Source organism: Neptunomonas marina (genome assembly GCF_004005935.1).
Classification (GTDB): Bacteria; Pseudomonadota; Gammaproteobacteria; order Pseudomonadales; family Balneatricaceae; genus Neptunomonas; species Neptunomonas marina.
Genome location: NZ_SACQ01000004.1, coordinates 164911 through 185799, shown reverse-complemented (window position 1 = coordinate 185799; position 20889 = coordinate 164911). Strand labels below are relative to the sequence as shown.

Below are 20889 nucleotides of genomic sequence, written 5' to 3'. Positions count from 1 at the left end.
CATAGGACAGAGTTGTGGCAGCAAGTATTGGCGAAGAGATCTTAATCAATTTTACTCCGATGGAAACCCGCGTTGCTGTCATCGAAAATGGGATGCCGCAGGAGATCTATGTCGAGCGAACGGCGCGACGCGGTATCGTGGGCAATATCTACAAAGGTAAGGTGGTGCGGGTGTTACCCGGAATGCAAGCAGCCTTTGTTGAAATTGGCCTAGAGCGCGCTGCCTTCATTCATGTGGAAGATGTTGTTGCTCAAGGTGAGTTGCCAGAAGACAAAAGTAGCTTATCGATCTCACATGTCTTGAAAGAGGGGCAGTCGCTGGTGGTTCAGGTCACGAAAGACCCTATCGGCACGAAAGGCGCGCGTCTCACTACACACCTTTCTATACCCTCCCGTTATCTGGTTTACATGCCGGGCAGCAGTCATGTTGGCGTATCGCAACGTATTGAAGACCCAGAAGAGCGTGACCGTTTGCGTTCAATCCTTCAAGCAAGTATTGCTAGCGAGGAGGAAGGGCAGGAGCCTGCAGGTTTTATCTTGCGCACAGTTGCTGAAGGCGCCTCTGAGAACGAACTGATCGCGGATGTTAAGTTCCTCAAACGCCTGTGGCAGGCGGTGCAGGAGAAGACCAAGAAAGCGAAGGTGCCCTCGGCGGTATACGAAGATCTACCGCTCAACATGCGTGCGCTGCGCGATATGACTCAAGCGGGTATTGAGCGTGTGCGAATTGACTCCCGCGAAACCTTTCAAAAAGCCCAAGAGTTTTCACAAGCCCTCGTCCCTGAAATAGCAGATCGCCTGGAGTATTATCCCGGGGAGCGCCCTATTTTTGATCTGTATAACGTTGAAGATGAGATGCAAAAAGCGCTTGGCCGTAAAGTGGACCTCAAGTCAGGCGGTTATCTGATCTTTGACCAAACAGAGGCGATGACTACGGTCGATGTGAATACGGGTGCTTTTGTGGGGCATCGCAACCTCGAAGAGACGATCTTTAAAACCAACCTTGAGGCTGCAACTGCGATTGGTCGGCAGCTACGTCTGAGAAACCTTGGCGGCATCATTATCATCGACTTCATCGATATGGAGCTTGAAGAGCATCAGCGTCAAGTGTTGCGCACGCTAGAGCGAGTGCTCGAGAAAGACCATGCGAAGTGTAAAGTGACGGGGGTCTCTGATCTCGGCCTTGTTGAAATGACACGCAAGCGCACGCGTGAGAGCTTGGAGCATATTCTCTGTGAACCCTGCAGCCAATGTCAGGGTCGCGGCACGATTAAAACGCCGGAAACCGTGTGTTATGAAATCTTCCGTGAAATCTTACGCCAACATCGTGCCTACGACACAGATACCTATCTCGTGCTTGCCGCGGCACCTGTCGTTGACTATTTGCTCGACGATGCGTCGGATCATGTGGCGGAGCTAGAGTCCTTTATTAAGAAGACCATTCGTTTTCAGGTGGAAGCGATGTACAGCCCAGAGCAGTTTGATGTGGTATTGCGCTAGGCGCGAACAATAGAGATGTAAGGCGATGGTGAAACGCTCGTTCAAGTGGCTAACGTGGCTGCTTATTTTTATCGGCTTCGCGTTGGCCTTACTCGTATTGGCTGTGCGGTTGGCCTTGCCGCAGCTGCATCAGTATACCGAGCAGATCTCTGCGCAGTTAAGCCAGCACTTGGGCACTCAAATCACCATTGAAGAGGTGAGTGGCTCTTGGAATGGGCCTTATCCGCAAGTCTATGCGACGGCGATTGATAGCAGCGGTGACTCCCATCATATCGAGATTGAGCGCGTTGAGGTGGAGCTTGATTGGTTAAAAAGCCTCACCGAGCTTGCACCGGTATTTCGCTATATCAACGTGGGTCAGGTTGACGTTGAGCTGATTGAAAGCGCAGACGGGTGGTTGCCGGGAGATCAGCAGCGCAGCCGTGATACAGGCAGTTCTGGTATCAACGATCTGTTAGCTGTTTTGTCTCATCAGGCGAGTATCTCGATTCCCGCCATCGAACTCACCTTGAAGCGCGATCAAGACGCGCCTTTGCGCATCGCGCCCATTGAACTTGAACTCAATAATGCGCCAAATCTCCATCAGGCGGTGGCACGCTTTACTCTGCCTCTTGAGGGAGCTGACTCAAATGTTGAGCTCGTACTCGAGAGCACTGAGCTGGGCGATAATCCGCTTGCAGCGAACTACACTTTCTACGCGAAGGTTGATGATCTTGGCCCTGAACTATTGTCTCTAAACCTGATTGAGTTGCCTTTCTCTATCGCACAGCTTGATGCCGGTGCTGAGCTGTGGGCAGGCTGGCAAAGTGGCCGCCTAAGTGGGCTGCAGGGGCGCTTGCATATCGACACTTTGAGTTTCAACGATCCCGGACTTGAAGCGATTGATCATGCTGTCGCTGACTTTGCGGTAGCTGAAACATCTGATCACGCTTATCAACTGACCCTTGGCCAGTTTGTGATCAAGGGTTCAGGTCGTACGATGAGGCTAGGTCCTGCTGTGGCGCAGGCCGCTTGGAAAGAGGGAAGCTTGATCCCACAGTCGTTGGGTGTCAGTGCTATCGATCTGGCAGAGGTCACCGGTTGGTTCCAAGGTAAAGTGTATTTAGATGAACCCTTGACGGATGCACTGGATAAGCTCAAGCCGCAAGGTGTACTGAAGCACCTTGCTCTGAATTGGCACTCTGCCGATTGGGCTGATTTTACTGGGGTCGGCGACCTGTCTGGTGTCAGCGTTGGTGATTACTATGGCGCGCCTGCGCTGAGTAACATTAATGGCCGACTGCGGTTTACGGCCCGTGATGGAGCCATTGACCTGCGTTCCGAGAAATTTGGCTTGGATTTCCCGGAGCTATTCTCAACCGGGTGGCAGTATGAGAAGGCGTCGGGCAAAGTCTTCTGGAAAATCTCTGACAAAGAGGGGCATTCGCGTCCTCTGGTTGAGGTGGGAAGCACCCTGATTAACCTCTCAAACCCAAAAATATCAGCAGCTGGACGGTTCGGGATGTATCTGCCGTTGGATCGGCAGCATCAAGCGGAGTTGACCCTGCTGATTGCGATTAAGAATGCGGATGGGCGGCTTGCAGCAGACTATGTACCCGGCAGTGAGGTAGGTGAAGAGCTGCACGCTTGGATCGAGGCTGCGGTGCAAGGCGGCCATGTTAACAATGGCATGTTGCTGCTGCACACCGGTACGCGCTCGTTGCCGGATCGCCAACCTCCGACGGTACAGCTTTATCTTGATGTTGAGCAGGCTAAGGTTCGCTTTCAACCCGATTGGCCGATGCTTGAGAACACTGACTTTGCGCTCTCGTTGGTGGATCAAGCCTTGCAAATTAAAGCCGATAGCGGTCAGTTGTTGAACACCGTTGCCAGTTCTATTGATGTGTCATTACCCGCAGGTTCTGAGCAGCTTCAAGTGGGCATTGCGGCCAGCGGTCAGGCTGCGGATATACAGGCAGTGCTGACCTCGACCTCCTTACGCGAGGAGGTTGGCGATGGCTTAGACAGTTGGGCGCTATCAGGCCAGCATCGCACGACAGTTGGGTTGCGCTTGCCGTTGGGCTCTACCGGAAAACCTGATGTTACAGTGGCGGCGCGTTTAGCGAATGCAACATTTGCACAGACTGATGGCGATCTTGCTTTGGAGAAGCTGGCGGGCCGAATCGACTATAGCAGTCAATCTGGACTCAAAAGTAGTGCATTGAAGGGGCAGATGTGGGGACAAGATACCTCGGTTTCCATTGAAACCGTGCCCCGTAGTGGTGACTCGCCGGAGCTAACCCGTGTAACGCTGGATGGTATCGTCACAGCGAATTCGCTGCGTCAGTGGATAGGGTTGACGCTGCTGGATCAGCTTTCCGGTGCAGCCAGTGCCTCAGCGCGCCTTGATCTGTGCGAAGGTTCGCCTTACTGCAATAAGCTGGTGGTGTCGTCCCAACTGCGTGGCCTGGGGATCGATGCTCCAGCCCCCATCGGAAAAACAGCCTCTGAGCCGATGTACTTTCAATTGATCGGCAACGTTGGGCAGCCAATAACGAGTTGGCGCTACAACCTTAACCACCAATTGCGTGGTGTCACGATTCTCGAACCCGATAATGAGCGTACGCAGATTTTGCTCGGTGGCGAGCGGCCAATTGAGCCGCGTGGCCAAGGTGTTTGGGTTGCGGGGCGTGTTGATACCTTGGATGTTGCAGCAATTCAGCCCTACATTAACTCGCAAGAGAGCGCTACTCAGGCGCAGGGTGAGGATGTTGAGCTGCGGCAGGTAAGCCTACAAGTGGGCGAGTTACATGTGGGGGCGAGCCGTTTCAAAGGGGTGCAACTTGATTATGATGCCCAGCGTAAGGCCTTAGCCATCGATAGTGTGTCTATCAAAGGTCGTGTATTACAGGACAAATCTGGTGGGCTAGATGTTGCGCTTGAGCGACTATCTCTTCCGGAAAGTGTTGCTGCTGATGTCTCGGAAGATAAGCCAGCTGAATCGCAGCCACTAATAGAGACTCAGAGCCTGCCGCCGACTCAGGTTAGTATCGCATCGCTTTCTGTGGGTAAGTGGCAGTTAGGGCATTGGCGTTTTAGCTTAAAACCGCTTGGACGCTATGGTTTGGAGATGAGCGCGTTAGCAGCAAAAGTGGGTGATTTTTCGTTAACCGGTAAAGGTGGTTGGGCTGAAAACAGCGGCAGGATTACTAGCCATTTTAATGCGAGTTTAGTGGGTAGTGACCTAGGTGACCTGCTAACCCGCTTCGGGTATGCCGGGGTGTTAGAGGCGAAGCAGAGCGAAGTGACCAATGATTTCCGTTGGCAAGGTTATCCATGGGAATACGAGATGGGGCGCTTGAATGGCAGCTTCATGATGCGACTTAAAGATGGCCGTATTGTGGAAACCGGTGAAACGAGCAACATCTTACGTCTGTTTGGCATCTTGAATTTAAATACGGTGGTGCGTCGTTTACAGCTGAACTTTAGCGACTTAGTAGAGAAAGGCGTTGCCTTTGATCGTGTCTACGCCCGCTATGGACTTGATAATGGTATCGCTACAACGCTTGAGCCTGTCACATTGGATGGCCCCTCGGCGGATGTTGAGGTGAATGGTGAAATTAACCTTGCCAACAAGACTATCGATAGCCAGATGCAAGTGGTGCTGCCATTAACTGGCAATATCCCTATCGCTGCCGTGCTGTTGGGGGCTCCACAAATTGCTGGAGCTGCTTTTATTCTCGATAAACTTATTGGGGATAAGCTGGAGAAAGTTACGACGCTGCAGTATCGGGCGCAAGGCAGCTGGGATGATCCTGCGATTGAAGCCTTGGCTGCAGATCAGAACCGTGTTCTTCGCGATAGTGATAGTGCATTAGGGGGCGGGCAGTGAAACGTGATGTGATGGCCGCTGCCATACAGATGATTTCGGGGCCGAGTGTCAAAGCTAACCTTGCTCAAGCGGAACAGCTGATCGCTCAAGCGGCATCTGCAGGTGCTGATCTGGTGGTTTTGCCAGAGAACTTTGCACTTTTCGATAGCCAAGGACTACTGAGCTTGGCACAGTCCGAGGCGACTCATCACCAAGTATATGACTGGCTCTCTGAGCAAGCGGCGACTCACAACGTGTGTCTGGTGGGCGGCAGTACACCGGTATTATCACCGGATCCTCAGCGTGTTTTATCACGGCAGTGGGTATTCTCTGCCGCTGGAGAGCTCTTACAGCATTATGATAAACGTCACCTATTTGATGCCAACATTGATGATGCACAGTCCGGATACCGGGAGTCTGATTTTATTGCGCCCGGTGATGACTTAGCTGTTGTAGAGGATGTTGCGTGTATCGGCCTTTCGATCTGCTATGACGTGCGCTTTAGTGAGCATTATCATCGGTTGCGTCGCGCAGGCGCTGAGGTGCTGGTGGTGCCCTCGGCATTTACTCAAGTGACAACACGGGCTCACTGGGAAGTACTGTTGCGCGCTAGGGCGGTGGAAACACAGTGCTTCGTTATTGGCGCAAATCAAGGTGGGCAACACAGTGAGACGCGTATAACCGGCGGCCACTCTATGATCGTGGACCCATGGGGTGAAGTGTTAGCGTGTTGTAGCGAGCAAGGGGAAGAGGTGGTTGTGGCTCGTTTAAGCGCGCAACGTCTGACCGAAGTAAGAGAGCGAATGCCGGTGCTGGCGCACCGGCGCGATGCGTTTATTTAGACTCTTCTAGCTCTCGCAAGTACTTGAACAGCTTTTTAGCTGTTGCGGGTGGCTTGTTCTGGCTCGCTTCTCTTTGTGAATTGCGCACTAATTGGCGTAGGTGCTGAATATCGGTATGTGGATACTCGGTTAAGATCACGTCCATCATCTGGGCATCGTTGGCGATCAGGCGGTCGCGCCACTTTTCAAGTTTATGAAAAACTTGGTTGTGTTCCTTTTTCGTCACGTCGAAGCGGTCGATCGCCGCTTGTACTGCTTCGCCATCTTCATGGCGCATAAGCTTGCCGATGTACTGCATCTGGCGGCGCAGCGCACTGCGGGCAGTTAAGCGTTTGGCCTCATCAATCGCTGCGCGCAGAGAATCATCGATGGGGAGCTTGTCGAGTTGGTCTGGGCGTAGTTCTACCATGCGCTCTCCCAGCTTCTGTAGTGCCTCGACATCGCGCTTGCGCTGCGAGCGGCTGACCCAGTTCTCATCCTCGTCGTGGTCATGATTGTCAAAAAGATTATCGTTCATATGTTATCCGTAGAAATAAGTGGCGAGGCCAAGAAAAGCTAAAAATCCTACCACATCAGTGATCGTGGTAAGTAGTACACTACCGGCAAGTGCAGGGTCTATACCCCATGCTTTGAGTATGAGCGGTAGTAAGGTTCCAGCGAGCGCTCCGGCGACTAGGTTGATGACTATCGCCATGCCGATAACCATACCGATTGTTGTATCTTGAAACCAGTAGATGGCAACGCTGGAGACAACAACAGCCCACAGTATGCCATTTAACCCACCGACTAAAAGCTCTCGATTTAGCAGCCATCCGGCGTTTGAACGCTCGACATGGCCGAGTGCTTGGCCACGTATCACCAATGTGAGTGTTTGGCTACCGGCGATGCCGCCCATGGATGCAACGATCGGCATAAGCACAGCGAGGGCCACCACTTGGTCGATAGTAGCTTGGAACATGCCAATCACCGCTGAAGCGAGGAGAGCAGTGATGAGATTGATACCTAACCAAACGGCGCGGCGACGCGTTGTTTTCATTAAGGGTGCAAAGGTGTCTTCATCTTCATCAAGACCTGCCATGCTCATGAGTGAGTGGTCGGCATCTTCACGAATAACGTCTACCACGTCATCGATGGTGATACGGCCTACGAGCTTGCCCTTGGTGTTGACCACGGGGGCGGAGACAAGGTCTTGCTGCTCAAAGAGTTTAGCGACCTCGTCATCAGGCATATCGGCAGGTATCGGCTCGATATCGGTGTTCATAATTTCACGAACGGTGATATCAGGGTCTGAAACCAGCAGTTTTGTGAGCGGGAGGATACCGATGTAGGACTCTTTTTTACGACTGATAACAAATAAGCTATCGGTCATATCTGGAATCTCATCGTGACGACGGATATAGCGAAGCACTGTCTCAACCGTGATATCTGGTCTGACAGTGACGGTATCGGTGTTCATCAAGCCGCCAGCAGTATCCTCGGGGTAGGCGAGAATCTCTTCGATACGCTCACGGTTTTGCTCGTCCATGATTTTTAGCAGCTCACGGGTTACCGTTTCAGGAAGCTGCTGCAGCATGTCGGCGAGGTCATCGGTTTCCAAAGATTCAGAGATCTCGAGAACCCGATCAGTATCCATTGTGGCTAGGATATCGGCTTGTATATCGTCGGCGAGGTGTTGAAGGACTTTGGCTTCATTCTCGTGATGTACCAAATTCCATAAAATTTGGCGCTCCTTTGGAGGAGACTTTTCGAGTAGATGAGCAACTTCAACAGGGCGCAGGGTTGTGTTGAGTGTGAAGCGAACCTGCTGAAAGGCACCGCTTTCAAGCGCTTTGTTTAGTTTATCTAATGCTGCTGTTGTATCTTCGCGCATCCGCACACCCTCGGTTGACGAGTCAGTCCATCAAGATGTGCAAGTATAACCTATTGAAAAGCAAGCTTCAGTATTCGCGAAGACGAGTATTACTCTTCTTCATCGAAGCGGTTGTTGATCAGTGTCTCGATTGCTTCTAACGCTTGAAGCTCGTCACTGCCTTCGGCGCTGACGAGCAACGTGGTGCCTTTGCTTGCTGCTAACATCATAACGGCCATGATGCTTTTACCGTCGACTTCTCTACCGTCTTTATTGAGGCGGATATCAGCAGAAAAACGCGATGTGGTATTGATCAGTTTGGCTGCCGCGCGTGCGTGAAGGCCGAGTTTATTGATAATCGTAATCTGTTTTTCAACCAACCGAAGTTCCTCTTTGGGTTGTCGTCACTTAGTTGAGTTCGCGGTGACGAATGCTGACATTATCCATTATGCCACTGAAGTGGCTATAGAGTTGCTCTGCAACGTAGACAGACCGGTGCTGCCCGCCGGTGCAACCGATCCCAATAGTAACGTAAGAGCGGTTGTTTTGGGTAAAGCTAGGCAGCCACTTTTCGAGATAAGCTTTGATATCGTCAATCATAGCGTTAACGTCGTCGGAGTCTTGTAAAAACAGTTGTACTGGCTTATCGCGACCCGTGTGTTGGCGAAGCTCTGGCACCCAATAAGGGTTCGGCAGAATGCGCATATCATAAACAACGTCTACATCCATAGGGACGCCGTGCTTGAAACCGAAGGATTCAAATTGTAATGAGAGCGCCTGATCTTTACGTTGCGCGACGCGTAGCTTAACAGTGTCTCTGAGTTCGTATAGCGATAGACGCGTTGTATCAACACGTATATCTGCCAAGTCGGCTATCGGGGAGAGCAGGTTGTGCTCAAAATTGATTGCGTCTGATAAGTTATCAACACGGTCAGCCAGCGGATGGCGGCGGCGCGTTGAGCTGTATCGACGTAGGAGTGTTTCGTGAGAGGCGTCAAGGTAGACCATCTCAACACTGATCTCGTTATTACGCTTAACTTGATGCCAGATATCGGGCAGTTTTTCTAAGTTGCTCGACAGGTTACGGGCATCGATACAGACGGCAACCCGCTTGAGTTGAGCATCATCATCAGTGATGTGAGAGATCAGTTCCGGGAGTAACTTGGCTGGAAGGTTGTCAATGCAATAAAAACCAACATCTTCAAGTGCCTGTAATGCGGTACTTTTTCCTGAGCCTGAGCGGCCACTGATGATTACCAGTTTCATGGTCTTTGCTCAATTAGTTGAAGGTGGACTCCAAAATCTGCATCAATTCCGAATCGCTTGCAGCGCTGCGCATTTTGTTACGATTCTCCTCTTTGCTGAACGCTTCGGCGAGTGCGCCAAGGGTGGCAAGGTGCTGATCACATGCATCCTCGGGAACCAACAAAAAAAACATCAGGTCCACTGGGCGGTTGTCAATCGCATCAAAGTCCACCGGAGTTGCTAAGCGGACGAACACACCAACGGCTTCTTGCAGACCGGGTAAACGGCAGTGGGGTATCGCTACCCCATCGCCGATGCCGGTGCTGCCTAACCTTTCCCTGTTAATTAATCCTGAAAATACTGCTTCTTCAGCTAGGTCGCTGTGCGATTGAGCGAGATGCTCGCTGATAATCTCAAGCGTCCTTTTTTTGCTGCCACCCTCTAAGTTGTTAAAGACTCGATCAGAAGACAGCAGGGATAAAATTGACATGTTAGGCAGATCTATTCGTTATTTGTGACTTTTCATTTTTTCTTTGTGCTTAATGATTTGACGGTCAAGTTTGTCCGTTAAACCATCCAGCGCAGCATACATATCTTCGTGCTCATTCGCAGCAAAAATTTCACCGCCAGCAACGTGCATATTCGCTTCGGCCTTTTGGCTCTGCTTATCGACACTCAGGGTCACCTGTACGTTGGTGATGTTATCAAAATGGCGCTCCAATTTTTCAAACTTTGTATGAACATACTCAGACAGTGCTTCAGTAAGTTCTACGTGATGACCTGTAATGTTAATTTGCATAGCTATCTCCTTTACACAACAGCAGATGTGCTGTTAACAGAACTCATTAAACCAAACGCTTTCGCTCATTAGAAGGCGCGATTCCCATCGCTTCTCTATATTTTGCGATCGTTCGGCGCGCTACTTGAATACCTTCTTCATCCAGAAGTTTGGCAATCTTGTTGTCGCTTAGAGGTTTGGATGGGTTTTCAGCTGCAATTAGCTTTTTGATGACAGCACGAATGGCTGTAGAGGAGGCTGCACCTCCGTCACTGGTATTCACGTGGCTTGAGAAGAAGTATTTCAACTCAAAAATGCCCCGTGGAGTATGCATATACTTTTGGGTTGTTACTCGGGAGATGGTTGACTCGTGCATCTCGACCGCTTCGGCAATATCGTGCAGAACCATAGGCTTCATTGCCTCTTCGCCGTGCTCGAAAAAGTCCAGCTGCCGCTCAACAATCTGCTGCGAGACTTTGAGCATGGTTTCATTGCGGCTTTGCAGGCTTTTAATAAACCAACGTGCTTCCTGAAGATGATTCTTGAGATACGTGTTATCGGCGCTGCTATCTGCGCGCTTGATAAGGCTTGCGTACTCGGTGTTGATTTTCAGTGTCGGCGAGGCATCGTTATTGAGCCGTACCGTCCATTCGCCTTTTACTTTCTCCACAAAAACGTCAGGTATCACGTATTCAGCGGCAGTATTAGAGATATAAGCCCCCGGCTGAGGGTTGAGCGACTGAATAAGCGTGACCACCGCTTGTAGTTGTGGCTCTTTCAAGCGCAAACGGCGCATTAACTGTCGATAATCATGCGTCCCCAGTAGGTGTATATACTGGCGGCATAGGGTTAGTGCTTGAGCCAAAAGAGGCGGCTTTTCTGGTAATTGCTCCAATTGAATGGCAAGGCACTCGCCTAAATCCCTCGCGGCAACACCGGGCGGATCAAACTGTTGAATGCGTTTGAGTACCGCCTCAACTTCATCGAGTTCACTTTCAGCAAATTGCTCGGGTTGCGCTTTTTGTAGATGCTCTAAAATATCTTCAGTGGAGACGCGCAGATAGCCAGCGCTATCGATACCATCAATGATGACTTCGGCAATCGCGACATCCGTTTGGCTCATGGGTGTCAGGTTGAGCTGCCATTCCAAATGATCTTGTAACGTCTCTTCGGAGGTGTCGTTAGACTCCATGAAATCATCGTCACGACTAGCCGCGCTGCTGGAGCCGCTGCTTATTTGATAAGTGTCGTCCCACGATGAATCGGTGGCCAGCTCCTCTGGAATATCGTTGCTCCATTCCTCCTCAAAGGCAGGCTCGGCGTCGTCACTCGTGGCGCTAGCTTCCGCTGTTGCTTGAGTGGTTGCATCTTCACTGGGGGTGGTGAGCTCTTTAGATTCTGTTTCTGCCGCTGAGGCGTCGCTTTCTTCGCCTGTTTCTAGCATCGGATTACTCTCCAATGCTTCTTGGATTTCGTGCTGTAGGTCCAGGGTTGATAGTTGTAGCAGTTTGATCGCTTGCTGCAACTGGGGGGTCATCGTGAGATGTTGCCCCATTTTAAGCTGTAAAGATTGCTTCATAATTTTGTAGAACTACTCCGAAACAGCAAGATCGTCACTTAGAGTCTAAAGGTATCCCCAAGGTAAGCAGCTTTTACCTGTTCGTTGGCGAGAATGTCTTGCGGTGAACCGTGAGCAAGAATCACTCCTTCACTAACAATATAGGCCTTTTCGCAGATATCCAATGTTTCTCGTACATTGTGATCGGTAATGAGTACGCCGATGCCTCTGGATTGCAGGTGTTTAATTGTCTGCTTGATATCGTTCACAGAGATAGGATCGACGCCAGCGAAGGGTTCGTCTAGCAATATAAAACTTGGCTCTGAAGCGAGCGCTCTGGCGATTTCGACACGTCGACGTTCGCCACCAGATAGTGCCATCCCTAGGCTATCGCGCAGATGACTTATATGGAACTCTTCTAAAAGGCTCTCGAGCTTTTCACGCCGTTGCGCAGCTGACAGTTCAGGACGCATCTCAAGAATGCCCATCAAGTTGTCGTGAACGCTAAGCTTGCGAAATATTGACGCCTCTTGAGGGAGGTAACCGACACCACGACGTGCGCGCTCGTGCATGGGCATCGCTGTGACATCGTCGTTATCGATACGAATAGCGCCGTTATCGGCACCAATTAAGCCCACAATCATGTAAAAACAGGTGGTTTTACCAGCCCCGTTGGGGCCCAGTAAGCCCACGATTTCGCCGCTTGCTACGTTGAGTGATACATCGATAACGACACGGCGCTTTTTATATGATTTGGCAAGATGCAGCGCTTCGAGTTGTTTAGTCATCCGCTACTGCTTTCCTTTGGGCTGAATCACCATCTGAACCTTACCGCTGCCGCCATAGGCATTTACGACAGCTTTATCCATTTGATACACAATCCGCTCGCCGGTGAAGTTGTCACGTGCTTGTTCAACGCGTGCTTGCCCTTTGATCGTAACGGTTTGCTTCGCTATCTCGTAAACCATGCTGTTGCCGAAGGCATCTGTGATGGGCTTATCCTGTGTTGGCTGCTGACGAAAATTAGCAGGTTTTCCGGTGGCAACGATGCGACTCACGTCCCCATCTTTGCGAAACAGCTCAACGCGGGCAGCGTGAATCTCCATAGAACCTTGCTTCATCACCACATTACCCGTGTAGATTGTGGTGCCGCTCTGCTCATTCATTTGCGCGCTATCCGCACTAATATGAATCGGTTGATCACGGTCTGTTGGTAGCGCGACGCTCTGCTGGGCGAGCAGCAAACCGATGATGACAAGTGCCACGCTATTTTTTATCAACATGAAATGTACCTTCTACGTTTGAATGTAGCTCGGAAATCTGCGTATTGTAATCGACAGTCATGCCTGTTGCTGTAGTAATGCTTTGGCCCGAGCGAAAGGTGACAGGCGCAGAGGTCTCTGCGATACCGCGCTTATGGTGTAAGGTCAGGCGAGAGGTATCTAGCTGTGTACTGTCGTTGTCCGCAGGATTATGCGTTACTGTTACGGCCTCTTCAAGCAGCAGCTTATCTTCGTTATCGAATAACGTCCCTTTTTCGCTCTGGGCGCTAATCTTTGCATTCGCTTTGAAAACCGTGATCTCTGGCTTTGCCAACTGGGCTTGCAGCTGCTTTGGGTAGTGCTCAAGAGAAGTTGCGTGTAACCGCTGAACAAGCCGTCCGTCGGTGCCAAATTCGCGCGCCGTGGTGTCACGCATAAAATAGTCTACACCGGAAGAAACAACGGCCGCCGCTTGATCACTCTTTTGGTCTGAGTCACTAAATGCCCAGTAGAGAAAGAGGGGAGTTAGTAGCACGACGGCTGCAATCAGCTGTATTCGGTTACGCGTTGAGCTGAGCACTTAAAGGAATTCCTCGTAAAGTGCATCGAGTTTGCCCTGTGCCTCTAGGATGGCTTCACAAAACTCGCGCGCAGCGCCAAAGCCGCCGGTACGTGTTGTGCACCAGTCAGCGTGGTCTTTAACAAAGTGATGCCCATTCGGCACCGTCACACCAAACGCAGCTGCGCGAATGGCTGATAGATCGGGTAAGTCATCGCCAATGTATGCTGTTGTCTCAGCAGTATGGCTTGTTTCTTGCCACAGGCTTTCAAGCGCCACTAACTTGTCTTCTCGGCCTTGATGCAGGTAGGTTATGCCAAGCGACTTAGCGCGTAGTTCAACTTGAGTGGACTTTCGACCAGTAATGATGGCGGTCTCAATGCCTGCTTTTTGTAGCATCTTGATACCTAAGCCATCGAGCGTGTTGAACATTTTGACCTCTTTGCCATCTGGCAAAAAGTGTAGGCCGCCATCTGTCATGATGCCGTCCACATCAAAGACCGCTAATGTTACGCCAGCGGCGCGTTGGCGCAGGGCAGGAAGAGTCACGCGTTGCATTAAATTACTCCGGCTTTCAGCATGTCGTGCATGTTTAAAGCCCCGATGGGCTTTTGCTGTTCATCGCAGACAATAAGGGCATTAATTTTTTTCGATTGCATTATCTGCAGTGCTTCAGCTGCGAGTAGTTCGCCAGAAACAGTGGTGCATTGGTGCGTCATAACGCTCTCGATCATTGTAGATTTTAGATCCACGCTTTGATCCAGCGTACGACGCAGATCACCGTCAGTGAAGATGCCGACAAGCGCGCCGGAGCTGTCGACAACCGTCGTCATACCTAATTGTTTTTCTGATACTTCAATCAGCGCTTTGTTGACCGGCGTACCAACGGACACTTTGGGGACTTCGTCGCCGCCATGCATAACGTTTTTTACCTTCAAAAGCAGCTTTCTGCCAAGACTTCCGCCTGGGTGCGAGAATGCAAAATCTTCAGCACTAAAGCCTTTTGCTTCGAGCAGAGCGATGGCGAGTGCATCGCCTATTACAAGCTGCGCCGTCGTGCTGGATGTGGGAGCAAGTCCTAGTGGGCAGGCTTCAGTATCGACACCAATATCCAGATTGAAGTCAGCTTCCGTGGATAAGGTTGACGCTGGATTTGCTGTGATGCTGATAAGTGGCGTTGCGATCCGCTTAAAAAGCGGGAGCAGCGTCAAAATCTCGCTGGTCTCCCCCGAATTAGAGAGGGCGATGACGACATCATCAGCCGTGAACATTCCCATATCCCCGTGGCTAGCTTCACCTGGGTGAACGAAAAAGGCCGGCGTGCCCGTGCTGGCAAGTGTTGCGGCAATTTTGTTACCGATATGGCCGGACTTGCCCATGCCCGTAACGATAATTCGGCCCTTGCAGTTCAACATAGCATCGCACGCTTGCTCGAAGTGCGTATCTAGGCAGTTGATAAGGTTGCTGACCGCTTCCGCCTCTAGCTCTATCGTACGCCGGGCGGATGTTAAAAACGATTTTGTTGTGCTCATAGTCATCTTTTAAACCCTATAACGACGCAGAGTATAAGGTATACATATAGCCTCCATAGGCGGCGGTAAGCAATCCCCCCTCCCATCGGCTAACGCGCGGAGGGCGCTGGATAATACAGAAGATAAGCAGGGCTATCGTGATACCAAGCATCATCATATAGTCCCGATTAAATGCGATCGCTTCAATAGAAATAGGTTCAATAAAACCAGGTATGGCCATTACCGCTGCAAGGTTAAAAATATTCGAGCCGACGACGTTGCCTAAAGCAATATCATGGTGGTTCTTCAGAGCGCTCGCCACGGATGCCGCAAGCTCAGGGAGGCTGGTACCAATAGCGACAATAGTTAGCCCGATAACAAGCTCTGATACGCCAAAAGCAGTTGCGACCTCAACGGCACCCCACACTAGCATTCGCGAGCTGATAACCAACAGAGCAAGGCCGAAAAAGAGCCAAAACAATGATTTAGCCATACTCATATCAGGTATATCTTCTGAGTCATCAGCGATCTGGTCTTCTGCAGTCCCACCTTTTTGAAATTGGTTAAATAGGTACAGAGCAACCACAAGCGCTATGGTAAGTAGAATGCCATCCACAAGAGATAGGTGCAGATCGTAAAGGGTATAGCCTGCTAGTAAAGTGATTGCTAGCAGGAGTGGAATCTCTTTTCGCAGCACTGCTGACTTAACAGGTAACGGCGCAATCAGTGCTGTAATACCTAACACCAGGCCGATATTCGCAATGTTTGATCCTAATGCATTACCAATGGCTAGGCTGCCTGCGCCATTAACTGAGGCCGTCAGCGATACAATAATCTCTGGCGCGGATGTGCCAAAAGATACAATGGTGAGGCCGATTAGCAGAGGGGACATGCCGGAGTTTTTTGCCGTCGCTGCTGCACCCGCCACAAAGCGGTCGGCACTCCAGACGAGTATCACAAGCCCGATCAGTATCGATATGGCCGGCATCAACAGGGGAAACGAGGATAGTTGCATGGTGACGAAGAGTTCCAATGATGAAAGGCGCCTATTAAATCAGATCGAAATTTCGAAGCAAGTCGCGTATTGCCCGTAGTTTGAACACGCTGATAATGGCACATGATAGATGGGCTTTTGAAAAAGCTCTGTATTGATTCTAACTTAAATTGGAATTTATATCGGCGCTTTGTGGTCCTAACGAGGCAAGTCGTCATGAGAGGTGGGTTATTTTGTATCTTTATGCCGCCAGAGTTCCTGTTTAACCAGTGCAGTGATACAATTTCACGTTATTTTTTCTCTCATACGAGCAACCAACCACTGCTTTATACACAGGATAGTTTGCATGTCCGTCATTCAAAATGATGACGCCATCGTCGAAATTCGGGATTTGTGCTTCAGCCGGGGTCGCAGAGCCATCTTTAAAGGCATCAGTATGCGTATACCGCGTGGCAAAGTGACGGCGATTATGGGGCCGTCTGGTACGGGTAAAACGACGCTGTTGAAGCTGATCGGCGGGCAACTTAAGCCAGATTCAGGCTCAGTTTTAGTTGAGCGCGAAGACGTTAATCGCGTGAGTCGCTCCCGACTATTCGAAATTCGCGAGAATATGGGCATGCTATTCCAAAGCGGTGCTTTGTTTACCGATATGAGCGTATTCGAGAACGTCGCCTTCCCCATTCGCGTCCACACGAGTCTGCCGGATGATATGGTGCGTGACATCGTGTTAATGAAACTCAATGCCGTAGGGCTGAGGGGCGCTCATGAGCTGATGCCGAGTGAGCTGTCAGGTGGCATGGCGCGCCGTGTAGCGCTTGCTCGCGCAATTTCCTTAGATCCTGATCTCGTCATGTATGACGAGCCCTTTGCTGGCCAAGACCCGATCGCAATGGGGGTGTTGGTTAAGTTGATTCGCTCGATTAACGAGGCCCTTGGACATACGAGTATTATTGTGTCGCATGATATTCAAGAAACGTTGGGGATTGCAGACTATATCTTTATTATCGCCGATGGTTATGTAGTCGCTGAAGGAGACGTGGAGTCCTTGCGCGCGAACCAATCGGAGCAAGTACAGCAGTTCATGAAGGGGTTGCCAGATGGCCCAGTACCGTTCCATTTTGACAAGGCTGAGCTTGTGACTGAGCTGGGTATTGAGCGAGGTGGCCAATGATCGGCTTTTTGGCTCGACTAGGGCGTCAAGGTATTGACCGTGTCGCATCGTTGGGGCGTTTTGGACAAATGTTGTTTGCCGCGCTTTTGGCTAAACCAGAGCCGCTAGTGATGTTGCCCTTACTTATCAAGCAGCTCTATTTTGTGGGTGTGCTTTCGCTGGTCATTATTTTGGTCTCCGGTCTCTTCATCGGTATGGTCTTGGGCTTGCAAGGTTATACCATTCTTGTCGACTACGGCTCTGAACAAGCGGTAGGACAGATGGTGGCTTTGAGTTTAGTGCGGGAGTTAGCACCTGTGGTAACAGCCCTGCTGTTTGCTGGGCGCGCAGGCTCTGCGCTCACCGCTGAGATTGGCTTGATGAAGGCTACTGAGCAGCTTTCGAGCTTAGAGATGATAGGTGTCGATCCGTTACGCCGCATCATAGCGCCGCGGTTTTGGGCCGGCTTTATCTCGTTGCCTATTTTATCCGCCATTTTTGCAATGGTCGGAATACTGGGCGGTGCACTGGTCAGTGTGGAGTGGCTCGGGATTTTTGAAGGCTCTTTTTGGGCGAACATGCAAAACGCGGTCGATTTTCGCGAAGATGTTTTGAATGGATTGATCAAGGCGCTCGTCTTTGGTGTTGTTGTAACTTGGGTGGCTGTATTCCAAGGCTACGATTGCGTGCCAACGTCAGAGGGCATTAGCCAAGCGACAACGCGCACTGTGGTGTATTCGTCATTGGCGGTTTTAGGGTTGGATTTTGTCTTAACGGCAGTGATGTTTGGAGATTTATAAGATGCGTACTCGTTGGATCGAAGTACTGGTCGGAATGTTTATGATGCTTGGTGCTGTTGCAGTGCTGGGCCTTGCGTTGAACGTTAGTGGTTTGAATTTGTCTCAAGGAGATGACACCTATACGGTCTACGCGCGTTTTGAAAATATCGGAGGACTTACCGAACGGGCGAAAGTGACCTTGTCGGGTGTTCAGATTGGTGAGGTTGGAGCTATCACAATTGATACCGAACGGATGATGGCGGTTGCTGCGTTAAATATTTACGCAGAGTACAACTTCTTGTCAGCGGATAGTTCGGCGCAGATTTTGACGGCGGGCCTCTTGGGGGAGCAGTACATCGGTATTGGTGTAGGGTTTGAAGAAGATGTCCTTAAAAATGGAGACTACATCCAAGATACGCAGTCTGCATTGGTGCTTGAGGATCTGATCGGCCAGTTCCTTTTCAACAAAGTGAGCGAATAGAGAAGAGTTAAAATCGGATGAAATCACTGAAAAAGCCCCTGCTTTTTGTGCTGGCGTTGTTATTTCCAATGTTAGCAAGTGCCTCATGGGACGAGGCGAAAGAGAGCACAGAGCGCTCTTTAATAGAGATGATCGCAGTTATCGAAAGGTATGAAGGTCAAACGGCGGAAGAGCAAACTGCGCTTATTCAAGACATTGAGCCTATCGTTAATCGTGATGTCGATTTTCGCTACATTGCTAACTGGGTGATGGGGAAATACTATCGCCGAGCCTCAGCTCAAGAGCGTGATCAGTTTGCAGAGGTGTTCAAACAAACGTTGATTAAAACCTATGCAAAGTCGTTAGCAGGTTTCGATGTGAAGAACTACACCATTCTAACGCCATCGGCTCAAAGCCCAGACCCAGATAAACAGATTGTGACCGTTGAAGTTGTGTCCGAGCAAGGGCAAGCCTATACACTCGTCAACTACATGGTGAAAAAGTCAGATGAGTGGAAACTTGTTAATGTTGTCTTGAATGGCATTAACCTGCGAATTACGTTTAAAAATCAGTTTGCAAATATGATGCAGACGCACAAGCAAAACGTGCAAGCGGTTATTGATGACTGGTCTAGCCAGATCGATGTGCCTAAAGGTTAATAATGGACAACGCCAATACCTTGCAGTTAGCTGGCCCTTTAACGTTTGATGTCATAGAGGCCCGGCGCCAAACGGCGGAAAGCTTTATAAAGGGAGCAGAGGGAGAGGTCGTCATCGACCTTTCCAGCGTTGAGCGTGTTGATAGTAGTGCGCTATCCCTATGCCTTTGCTGTAGCCGGCTTGGACAGGTGTCCGGAAAAACTGTGACTTTCCAACACATACCAGAAGACATACTCGCAATGAGCAAGCTTGTCGGTTTGGCGCTATTCTGACCCGAGCAATAGGTCGCGTCGCCTTTTTTGGGTGATTTCGGTATCATCCCTCTTTTATTTACAGTACACGCGGAGTAGTGCATGAACGCCCAAGAAGTGAAGCAGATCATAGAAAACCATCTTGAAGGTTCTGAAGTGATAACAGCGGGTGAAGGATGTGACTTCCAAGTAACCGTTATTAGTGATGCATTCGCAGGTTTGATGCCCGTTAAAAAGCAGCAGATGGTTTATGCCAGCCTAAACGAGCACATCGCCAACGGCACCATTCATGCGCTAACGATCAAAACATACACGCCTGAGCAATGGGCTAACTTGCAAAACTAATTAACTGCGGTGGACCTTCCTTTAAATGGATAAACTGATGATTCAAGGCGGCGCTCGCTTGAATGGCGAAGTCCGTATTTCTGGTGCAAAGAACGCTGCTTTGCCTATCTTGGCTGCAACTCTGCTAGCCGATGAGCCGGTCACAATTTGTAATCTGCCGCATCTGCATGACATTACCACCATGCTGGAGCTCATTCGCCGTATGGGTGTTGAGCTGACGGTGGATGAAAAGCTCAGTGTCGAGATTGATACTCGCGCAATTAAAGAGTTTCATGCGCCTTACGAACTCGTTAAAACGATGCGTGCTTCTATCTTGGTATTAGGCCCGCTACTGGCTCACTTCGGTGAGGCCCAAGTGTCGTTGCCAGGCGGCTGTGCAATTGGAAGCCGTCCGGTTGATCTGCACATTCGCGGTTTAGAGGCGATGGGTGCAGATATTGAGGTAGAAGGCGGTTACATTCGCGCAAAATCGAATGGTCGTTTAAAAGGTGCGAAGATCTTTTTTGATGTAGTCACCGTAACAGGCACCGAAAACATCTTGATGGCAGCTACGTTGGCCGAAGGTCAGTCCATCATTGAAAATGCAGCACGTGAGCCCGAAGTGGTTGATTTAGCCAACTGCTTGATTGCCATGGGGGCTGATATCCAAGGCGCTGGTACCGATACGATTATCGTTAACGGTGTCGAGTCATTGAAATCCTGCCGTTATTCGGTGATGCCGGATCGAATTGAGACGGGTACCTATCTGGTAGCGGCCGCTGCGACACGTGGTTACGTCAAAACGAAGAATACCCGTGCAGATATTATGGAAGCTGTGTTGCAAAAATTGCAGGAAGCGGGCGCGAAGGTTGAGGTCGGTGAAGACTGGATTTCGCTGGATATGGAGGGACGTCGTCCTAAGGCTGTGAATATCACGACAGCACCACACCCAGCCTTCCCAACGGATATGCAGGCACAGTTTGCTGCGCTAAATGCGGTGGCAGAAGGTGTGGGCCGGATTAAAGAGACGATCTTCGAAAATCGCTTTATGCACATGCAAGAGATGATCCGGATGGGAGCCAATGTTCTCATCGATGGTAACTCTGCAACGATTGAAGGCGTAGAACAACTGCGCAGTGCACCTGTTATGGCAACGGACTTGCGGGCTTCTGCAAGCTTGGTTATTGCGGCTTTGGTGGCTGATGGCGAAACTGTCATCGATCGTATTTACCATATCGACCGTGGCTATGAGTGCATAGAAGAGAAATTTGAAATGATCGGCGCAAGTATCCGTCGTATCCCAGGTTAAAGACACAGGT

General features: G+C 50.3%; 23 protein-coding genes. 10 read left to right on the top strand and 13 right to left on the bottom strand.

All coding sequences use genetic code 11. From position 1 onward, the window contains the following. Positions 1-26: 26 nt before the first annotated feature. The 3 genes from rng to EOE65_RS10215 are packed head-to-tail and all read left to right on the top strand — an operon-like array spanning position 27 to position 6191. On the top strand, positions 27-1499 hold the full coding sequence (rng, locus tag EOE65_RS10225) for a ribonuclease G (RefSeq protein WP_127694368.1): 1473 nt from the start codon (positions 27-29) through the stop codon (positions 1497-1499). A 25-nt stretch (positions 1500-1524) separates the two neighbouring features. Then, positions 1525-5370: a YhdP family protein gene (locus EOE65_RS10220; RefSeq protein WP_127694216.1), complete on the top strand. Its 3846-nt coding sequence runs from the start codon at positions 1525-1527 to the stop codon at positions 5368-5370. Then, positions 5367-6191: a carbon-nitrogen hydrolase family protein gene (locus EOE65_RS10215; protein WP_240656968.1), complete on the top strand. Its 825-nt coding sequence runs from the start codon at positions 5367-5369 to the stop codon at positions 6189-6191. The genes EOE65_RS10220 and EOE65_RS10215 overlap by 4 nt, the downstream gene beginning before the upstream one ends. Here EOE65_RS10215 and yjgA read toward each other — a convergent pair. The 13 genes from yjgA to EOE65_RS10150 all read right to left on the bottom strand — a co-directional run bounded on the left by yjgA (position 6184) and on the right by EOE65_RS10150 (position 15968). Continuing rightward, positions 6184-6708 (bottom strand): ribosome biogenesis factor YjgA, encoded by a 525-nt coding sequence (gene yjgA, locus EOE65_RS10210; RefSeq protein ID WP_127694215.1) that lies wholly within the window; start codon positions 6706-6708, stop codon positions 6184-6186. The two genes, EOE65_RS10215 and yjgA, sit on opposite strands and share 8 nt — an antisense overlap. A 3-nt stretch (positions 6709-6711) precedes the next feature. Beyond that, complete coding sequence (gene mgtE, locus EOE65_RS10205; RefSeq protein WP_127694214.1) at positions 6712-8061, bottom strand: magnesium transporter; 1350 nt, start codon at positions 8059-8061, stop codon at positions 6712-6714. An 89-nt stretch (positions 8062-8150) separates the two neighbouring features. After that, complete coding sequence (locus EOE65_RS10200) at positions 8151-8420, bottom strand: HPr family phosphocarrier protein (RefSeq protein ID WP_127694213.1); 270 nt, start codon at positions 8418-8420, stop codon at positions 8151-8153. Positions 8421-8448: 28 nt separating this feature from the next. Continuing rightward, positions 8449-9306: an RNase adapter RapZ gene (rapZ, locus tag EOE65_RS10195; RefSeq protein ID WP_127694212.1), complete on the bottom strand. Its 858-nt coding sequence runs from the start codon at positions 9304-9306 to the stop codon at positions 8449-8451. A 13-nt stretch (positions 9307-9319) separates the two neighbouring features. Beyond that, complete coding sequence (gene ptsN, locus EOE65_RS10190) at positions 9320-9775, bottom strand: PTS IIA-like nitrogen regulatory protein PtsN (protein WP_127694211.1); 456 nt, start codon at positions 9773-9775, stop codon at positions 9320-9322. A gap of 18 nt (positions 9776-9793) precedes the next feature. Beyond that, a complete protein-coding gene (gene hpf / locus EOE65_RS10185) occupies positions 9794-10084 on the bottom strand; it encodes a ribosome hibernation promoting factor (RefSeq protein ID WP_127694210.1) in 291 nt (96 codons plus the stop codon). Between the two features lie 46 nt (positions 10085-10130). Further along, positions 10131-11642, bottom strand: a complete 1512-nt coding sequence (locus EOE65_RS10180) for an RNA polymerase factor sigma-54 (RefSeq protein WP_127694209.1) — start codon at positions 11640-11642, stop codon at positions 10131-10133. Positions 11643-11680: 38 nt separating this feature from the next. After that, the gene (lptB, locus tag EOE65_RS10175) at positions 11681-12409 is read right to left on the bottom strand and encodes an LPS export ABC transporter ATP-binding protein (RefSeq protein ID WP_127694208.1); all 729 of its coding nucleotides are present in this window, start codon (positions 12407-12409) and stop codon (positions 11681-11683) included. A 3-nt stretch (positions 12410-12412) separates the two neighbouring features. Further along, entirely contained in the window at positions 12413-12904 is a 492-nt protein-coding gene (lptA, locus tag EOE65_RS10170; protein ID WP_127694207.1) for a lipopolysaccharide transport periplasmic protein LptA, read from the bottom strand. Beyond that, positions 12888-13463 carry an LPS export ABC transporter periplasmic protein LptC gene (lptC, locus tag EOE65_RS10165; RefSeq protein ID WP_127694206.1) on the bottom strand — a complete coding sequence of 192 codons (576 nt, stop codon included), beginning with the start codon at positions 13461-13463 and terminating at the stop codon, positions 12888-12890. The genes lptA and lptC overlap by 17 nt, the downstream gene beginning before the upstream one ends. Then, positions 13464-14000: a KdsC family phosphatase gene (locus EOE65_RS10160; RefSeq protein WP_127694205.1), complete on the bottom strand. Its 537-nt coding sequence runs from the start codon at positions 13998-14000 to the stop codon at positions 13464-13466. Next, the gene (locus tag EOE65_RS10155; protein WP_127694204.1) at positions 14000-14974 is read right to left on the bottom strand and encodes a KpsF/GutQ family sugar-phosphate isomerase; all 975 of its coding nucleotides are present in this window, start codon (positions 14972-14974) and stop codon (positions 14000-14002) included. The genes EOE65_RS10160 and EOE65_RS10155 overlap by 1 nt, the downstream gene beginning before the upstream one ends. Positions 14975-14990: 16 nt before the next feature. After that, positions 14991-15968: a calcium/sodium antiporter gene (locus EOE65_RS10150; RefSeq protein ID WP_240656967.1), complete on the bottom strand. Its 978-nt coding sequence runs from the start codon at positions 15966-15968 to the stop codon at positions 14991-14993. A 325-nt stretch (positions 15969-16293) separates the two neighbouring features. On the opposite strand from EOE65_RS10150, the gene EOE65_RS10145 reads away from it, so the two are divergent. The 7 genes from EOE65_RS10145 (at position 16294) to murA (ending at position 20879) form a co-directional block, all read left to right on the top strand. Then, complete coding sequence (locus EOE65_RS10145) at positions 16294-17118, top strand: ATP-binding cassette domain-containing protein (RefSeq protein WP_127694203.1); 825 nt, start codon at positions 16294-16296, stop codon at positions 17116-17118. Then, positions 17115-17897, top strand: a complete 783-nt coding sequence (mlaE, locus tag EOE65_RS10140) for a lipid asymmetry maintenance ABC transporter permease subunit MlaE (protein ID WP_127694202.1) — start codon at positions 17115-17117, stop codon at positions 17895-17897. The genes EOE65_RS10145 and mlaE overlap by 4 nt, the downstream gene beginning before the upstream one ends. A 1-nt stretch (position 17898) precedes the next feature. Continuing rightward, positions 17899-18357 carry an outer membrane lipid asymmetry maintenance protein MlaD gene (gene mlaD, locus EOE65_RS10135; protein ID WP_127694201.1) on the top strand — a complete coding sequence of 153 codons (459 nt, stop codon included), beginning with the start codon at positions 17899-17901 and terminating at the stop codon, positions 18355-18357. 17 nt (positions 18358-18374) lie between these two features. Continuing rightward, the gene (locus EOE65_RS10130) at positions 18375-18995 is read left to right on the top strand and encodes an MlaC/ttg2D family ABC transporter substrate-binding protein (RefSeq protein ID WP_127694200.1); all 621 of its coding nucleotides are present in this window, start codon (positions 18375-18377) and stop codon (positions 18993-18995) included. 2 nt (positions 18996-18997) lie between these two features. Then, positions 18998-19267 (top strand): STAS domain-containing protein, encoded by a 270-nt coding sequence (locus tag EOE65_RS10125; protein ID WP_127694199.1) that lies wholly within the window; start codon positions 18998-19000, stop codon positions 19265-19267. A gap of 81 nt (positions 19268-19348) precedes the next feature. Next, entirely contained in the window at positions 19349-19591 is a 243-nt protein-coding gene (locus EOE65_RS10120; protein WP_127694198.1) for a BolA family protein, read from the top strand. Positions 19592-19616: 25 nt separating this feature from the next. Next, the gene (gene murA / locus EOE65_RS10115; protein WP_127694197.1) at positions 19617-20879 is read left to right on the top strand and encodes a UDP-N-acetylglucosamine 1-carboxyvinyltransferase; all 1263 of its coding nucleotides are present in this window, start codon (positions 19617-19619) and stop codon (positions 20877-20879) included. Positions 20880-20889 lie beyond the last annotated feature (10 nt).

Coding starts and splice junctions, on each gene's coding strand:
- EOE65_RS10120 (WP_127694198.1), top strand. CDS start 19,349: ATGAACGCCCAAGAAGTGAAGCAGATCATAGAAAACCATCTTGAAGGT.
- EOE65_RS10155 (WP_127694204.1), bottom strand. CDS start 14,974: ATGAGCACAACAAAATCGTTTTTAACATCCGCCCGGCGTACGATAGAG.
- lptA (WP_127694207.1), bottom strand. CDS start 12,904: ATGTTGATAAAAAATAGCGTGGCACTTGTCATCATCGGTTTGCTGCTC.
- yjgA (WP_127694215.1), bottom strand. CDS start 6,708: ATGAACGATAATCTTTTTGACAATCATGACCACGACGAGGATGAGAAC.
- EOE65_RS10150 (WP_240656967.1), bottom strand. CDS start 15,968: ATGCAACTATCCTCGTTTCCCCTGTTGATGCCGGCCATATCGATACTG.
- hpf (WP_127694210.1), bottom strand. CDS start 10,084: ATGCAAATTAACATTACAGGTCATCACGTAGAACTTACTGAAGCACTG.
- murA (WP_127694197.1), top strand. CDS start 19,617: ATGGATAAACTGATGATTCAAGGCGGCGCTCGCTTGAATGGCGAAGTC.
- rapZ (WP_127694212.1), bottom strand. CDS start 9,306: ATGAAACTGGTAATCATCAGTGGCCGCTCAGGCTCAGGAAAAAGTACC.
- ptsN (WP_127694211.1), bottom strand. CDS start 9,775: ATGTCAATTTTATCCCTGCTGTCTTCTGATCGAGTCTTTAACAACTTA.
- EOE65_RS10130 (WP_127694200.1), top strand. CDS start 18,375: ATGAAATCACTGAAAAAGCCCCTGCTTTTTGTGCTGGCGTTGTTATTT.
- EOE65_RS10125 (WP_127694199.1), top strand. CDS start 18,998: ATGGACAACGCCAATACCTTGCAGTTAGCTGGCCCTTTAACGTTTGAT.
- lptB (WP_127694208.1), bottom strand. CDS start 12,409: ATGACTAAACAACTCGAAGCGCTGCATCTTGCCAAATCATATAAAAAG.
- EOE65_RS10220 (WP_127694216.1), top strand. CDS start 1,525: ATGGTGAAACGCTCGTTCAAGTGGCTAACGTGGCTGCTTATTTTTATC.
- EOE65_RS10145 (WP_127694203.1), top strand. CDS start 16,294: ATGTCCGTCATTCAAAATGATGACGCCATCGTCGAAATTCGGGATTTG.
- mlaD (WP_127694201.1), top strand. CDS start 17,899: ATGCGTACTCGTTGGATCGAAGTACTGGTCGGAATGTTTATGATGCTT.
- mlaE (WP_127694202.1), top strand. CDS start 17,115: ATGATCGGCTTTTTGGCTCGACTAGGGCGTCAAGGTATTGACCGTGTC.
- EOE65_RS10180 (WP_127694209.1), bottom strand. CDS start 11,642: ATGAAGCAATCTTTACAGCTTAAAATGGGGCAACATCTCACGATGACC.
- EOE65_RS10160 (WP_127694205.1), bottom strand. CDS start 14,000: ATGCAACGCGTGACTCTTCCTGCCCTGCGCCAACGCGCCGCTGGCGTA.
- mgtE (WP_127694214.1), bottom strand. CDS start 8,061: ATGCGCGAAGATACAACAGCAGCATTAGATAAACTAAACAAAGCGCTT.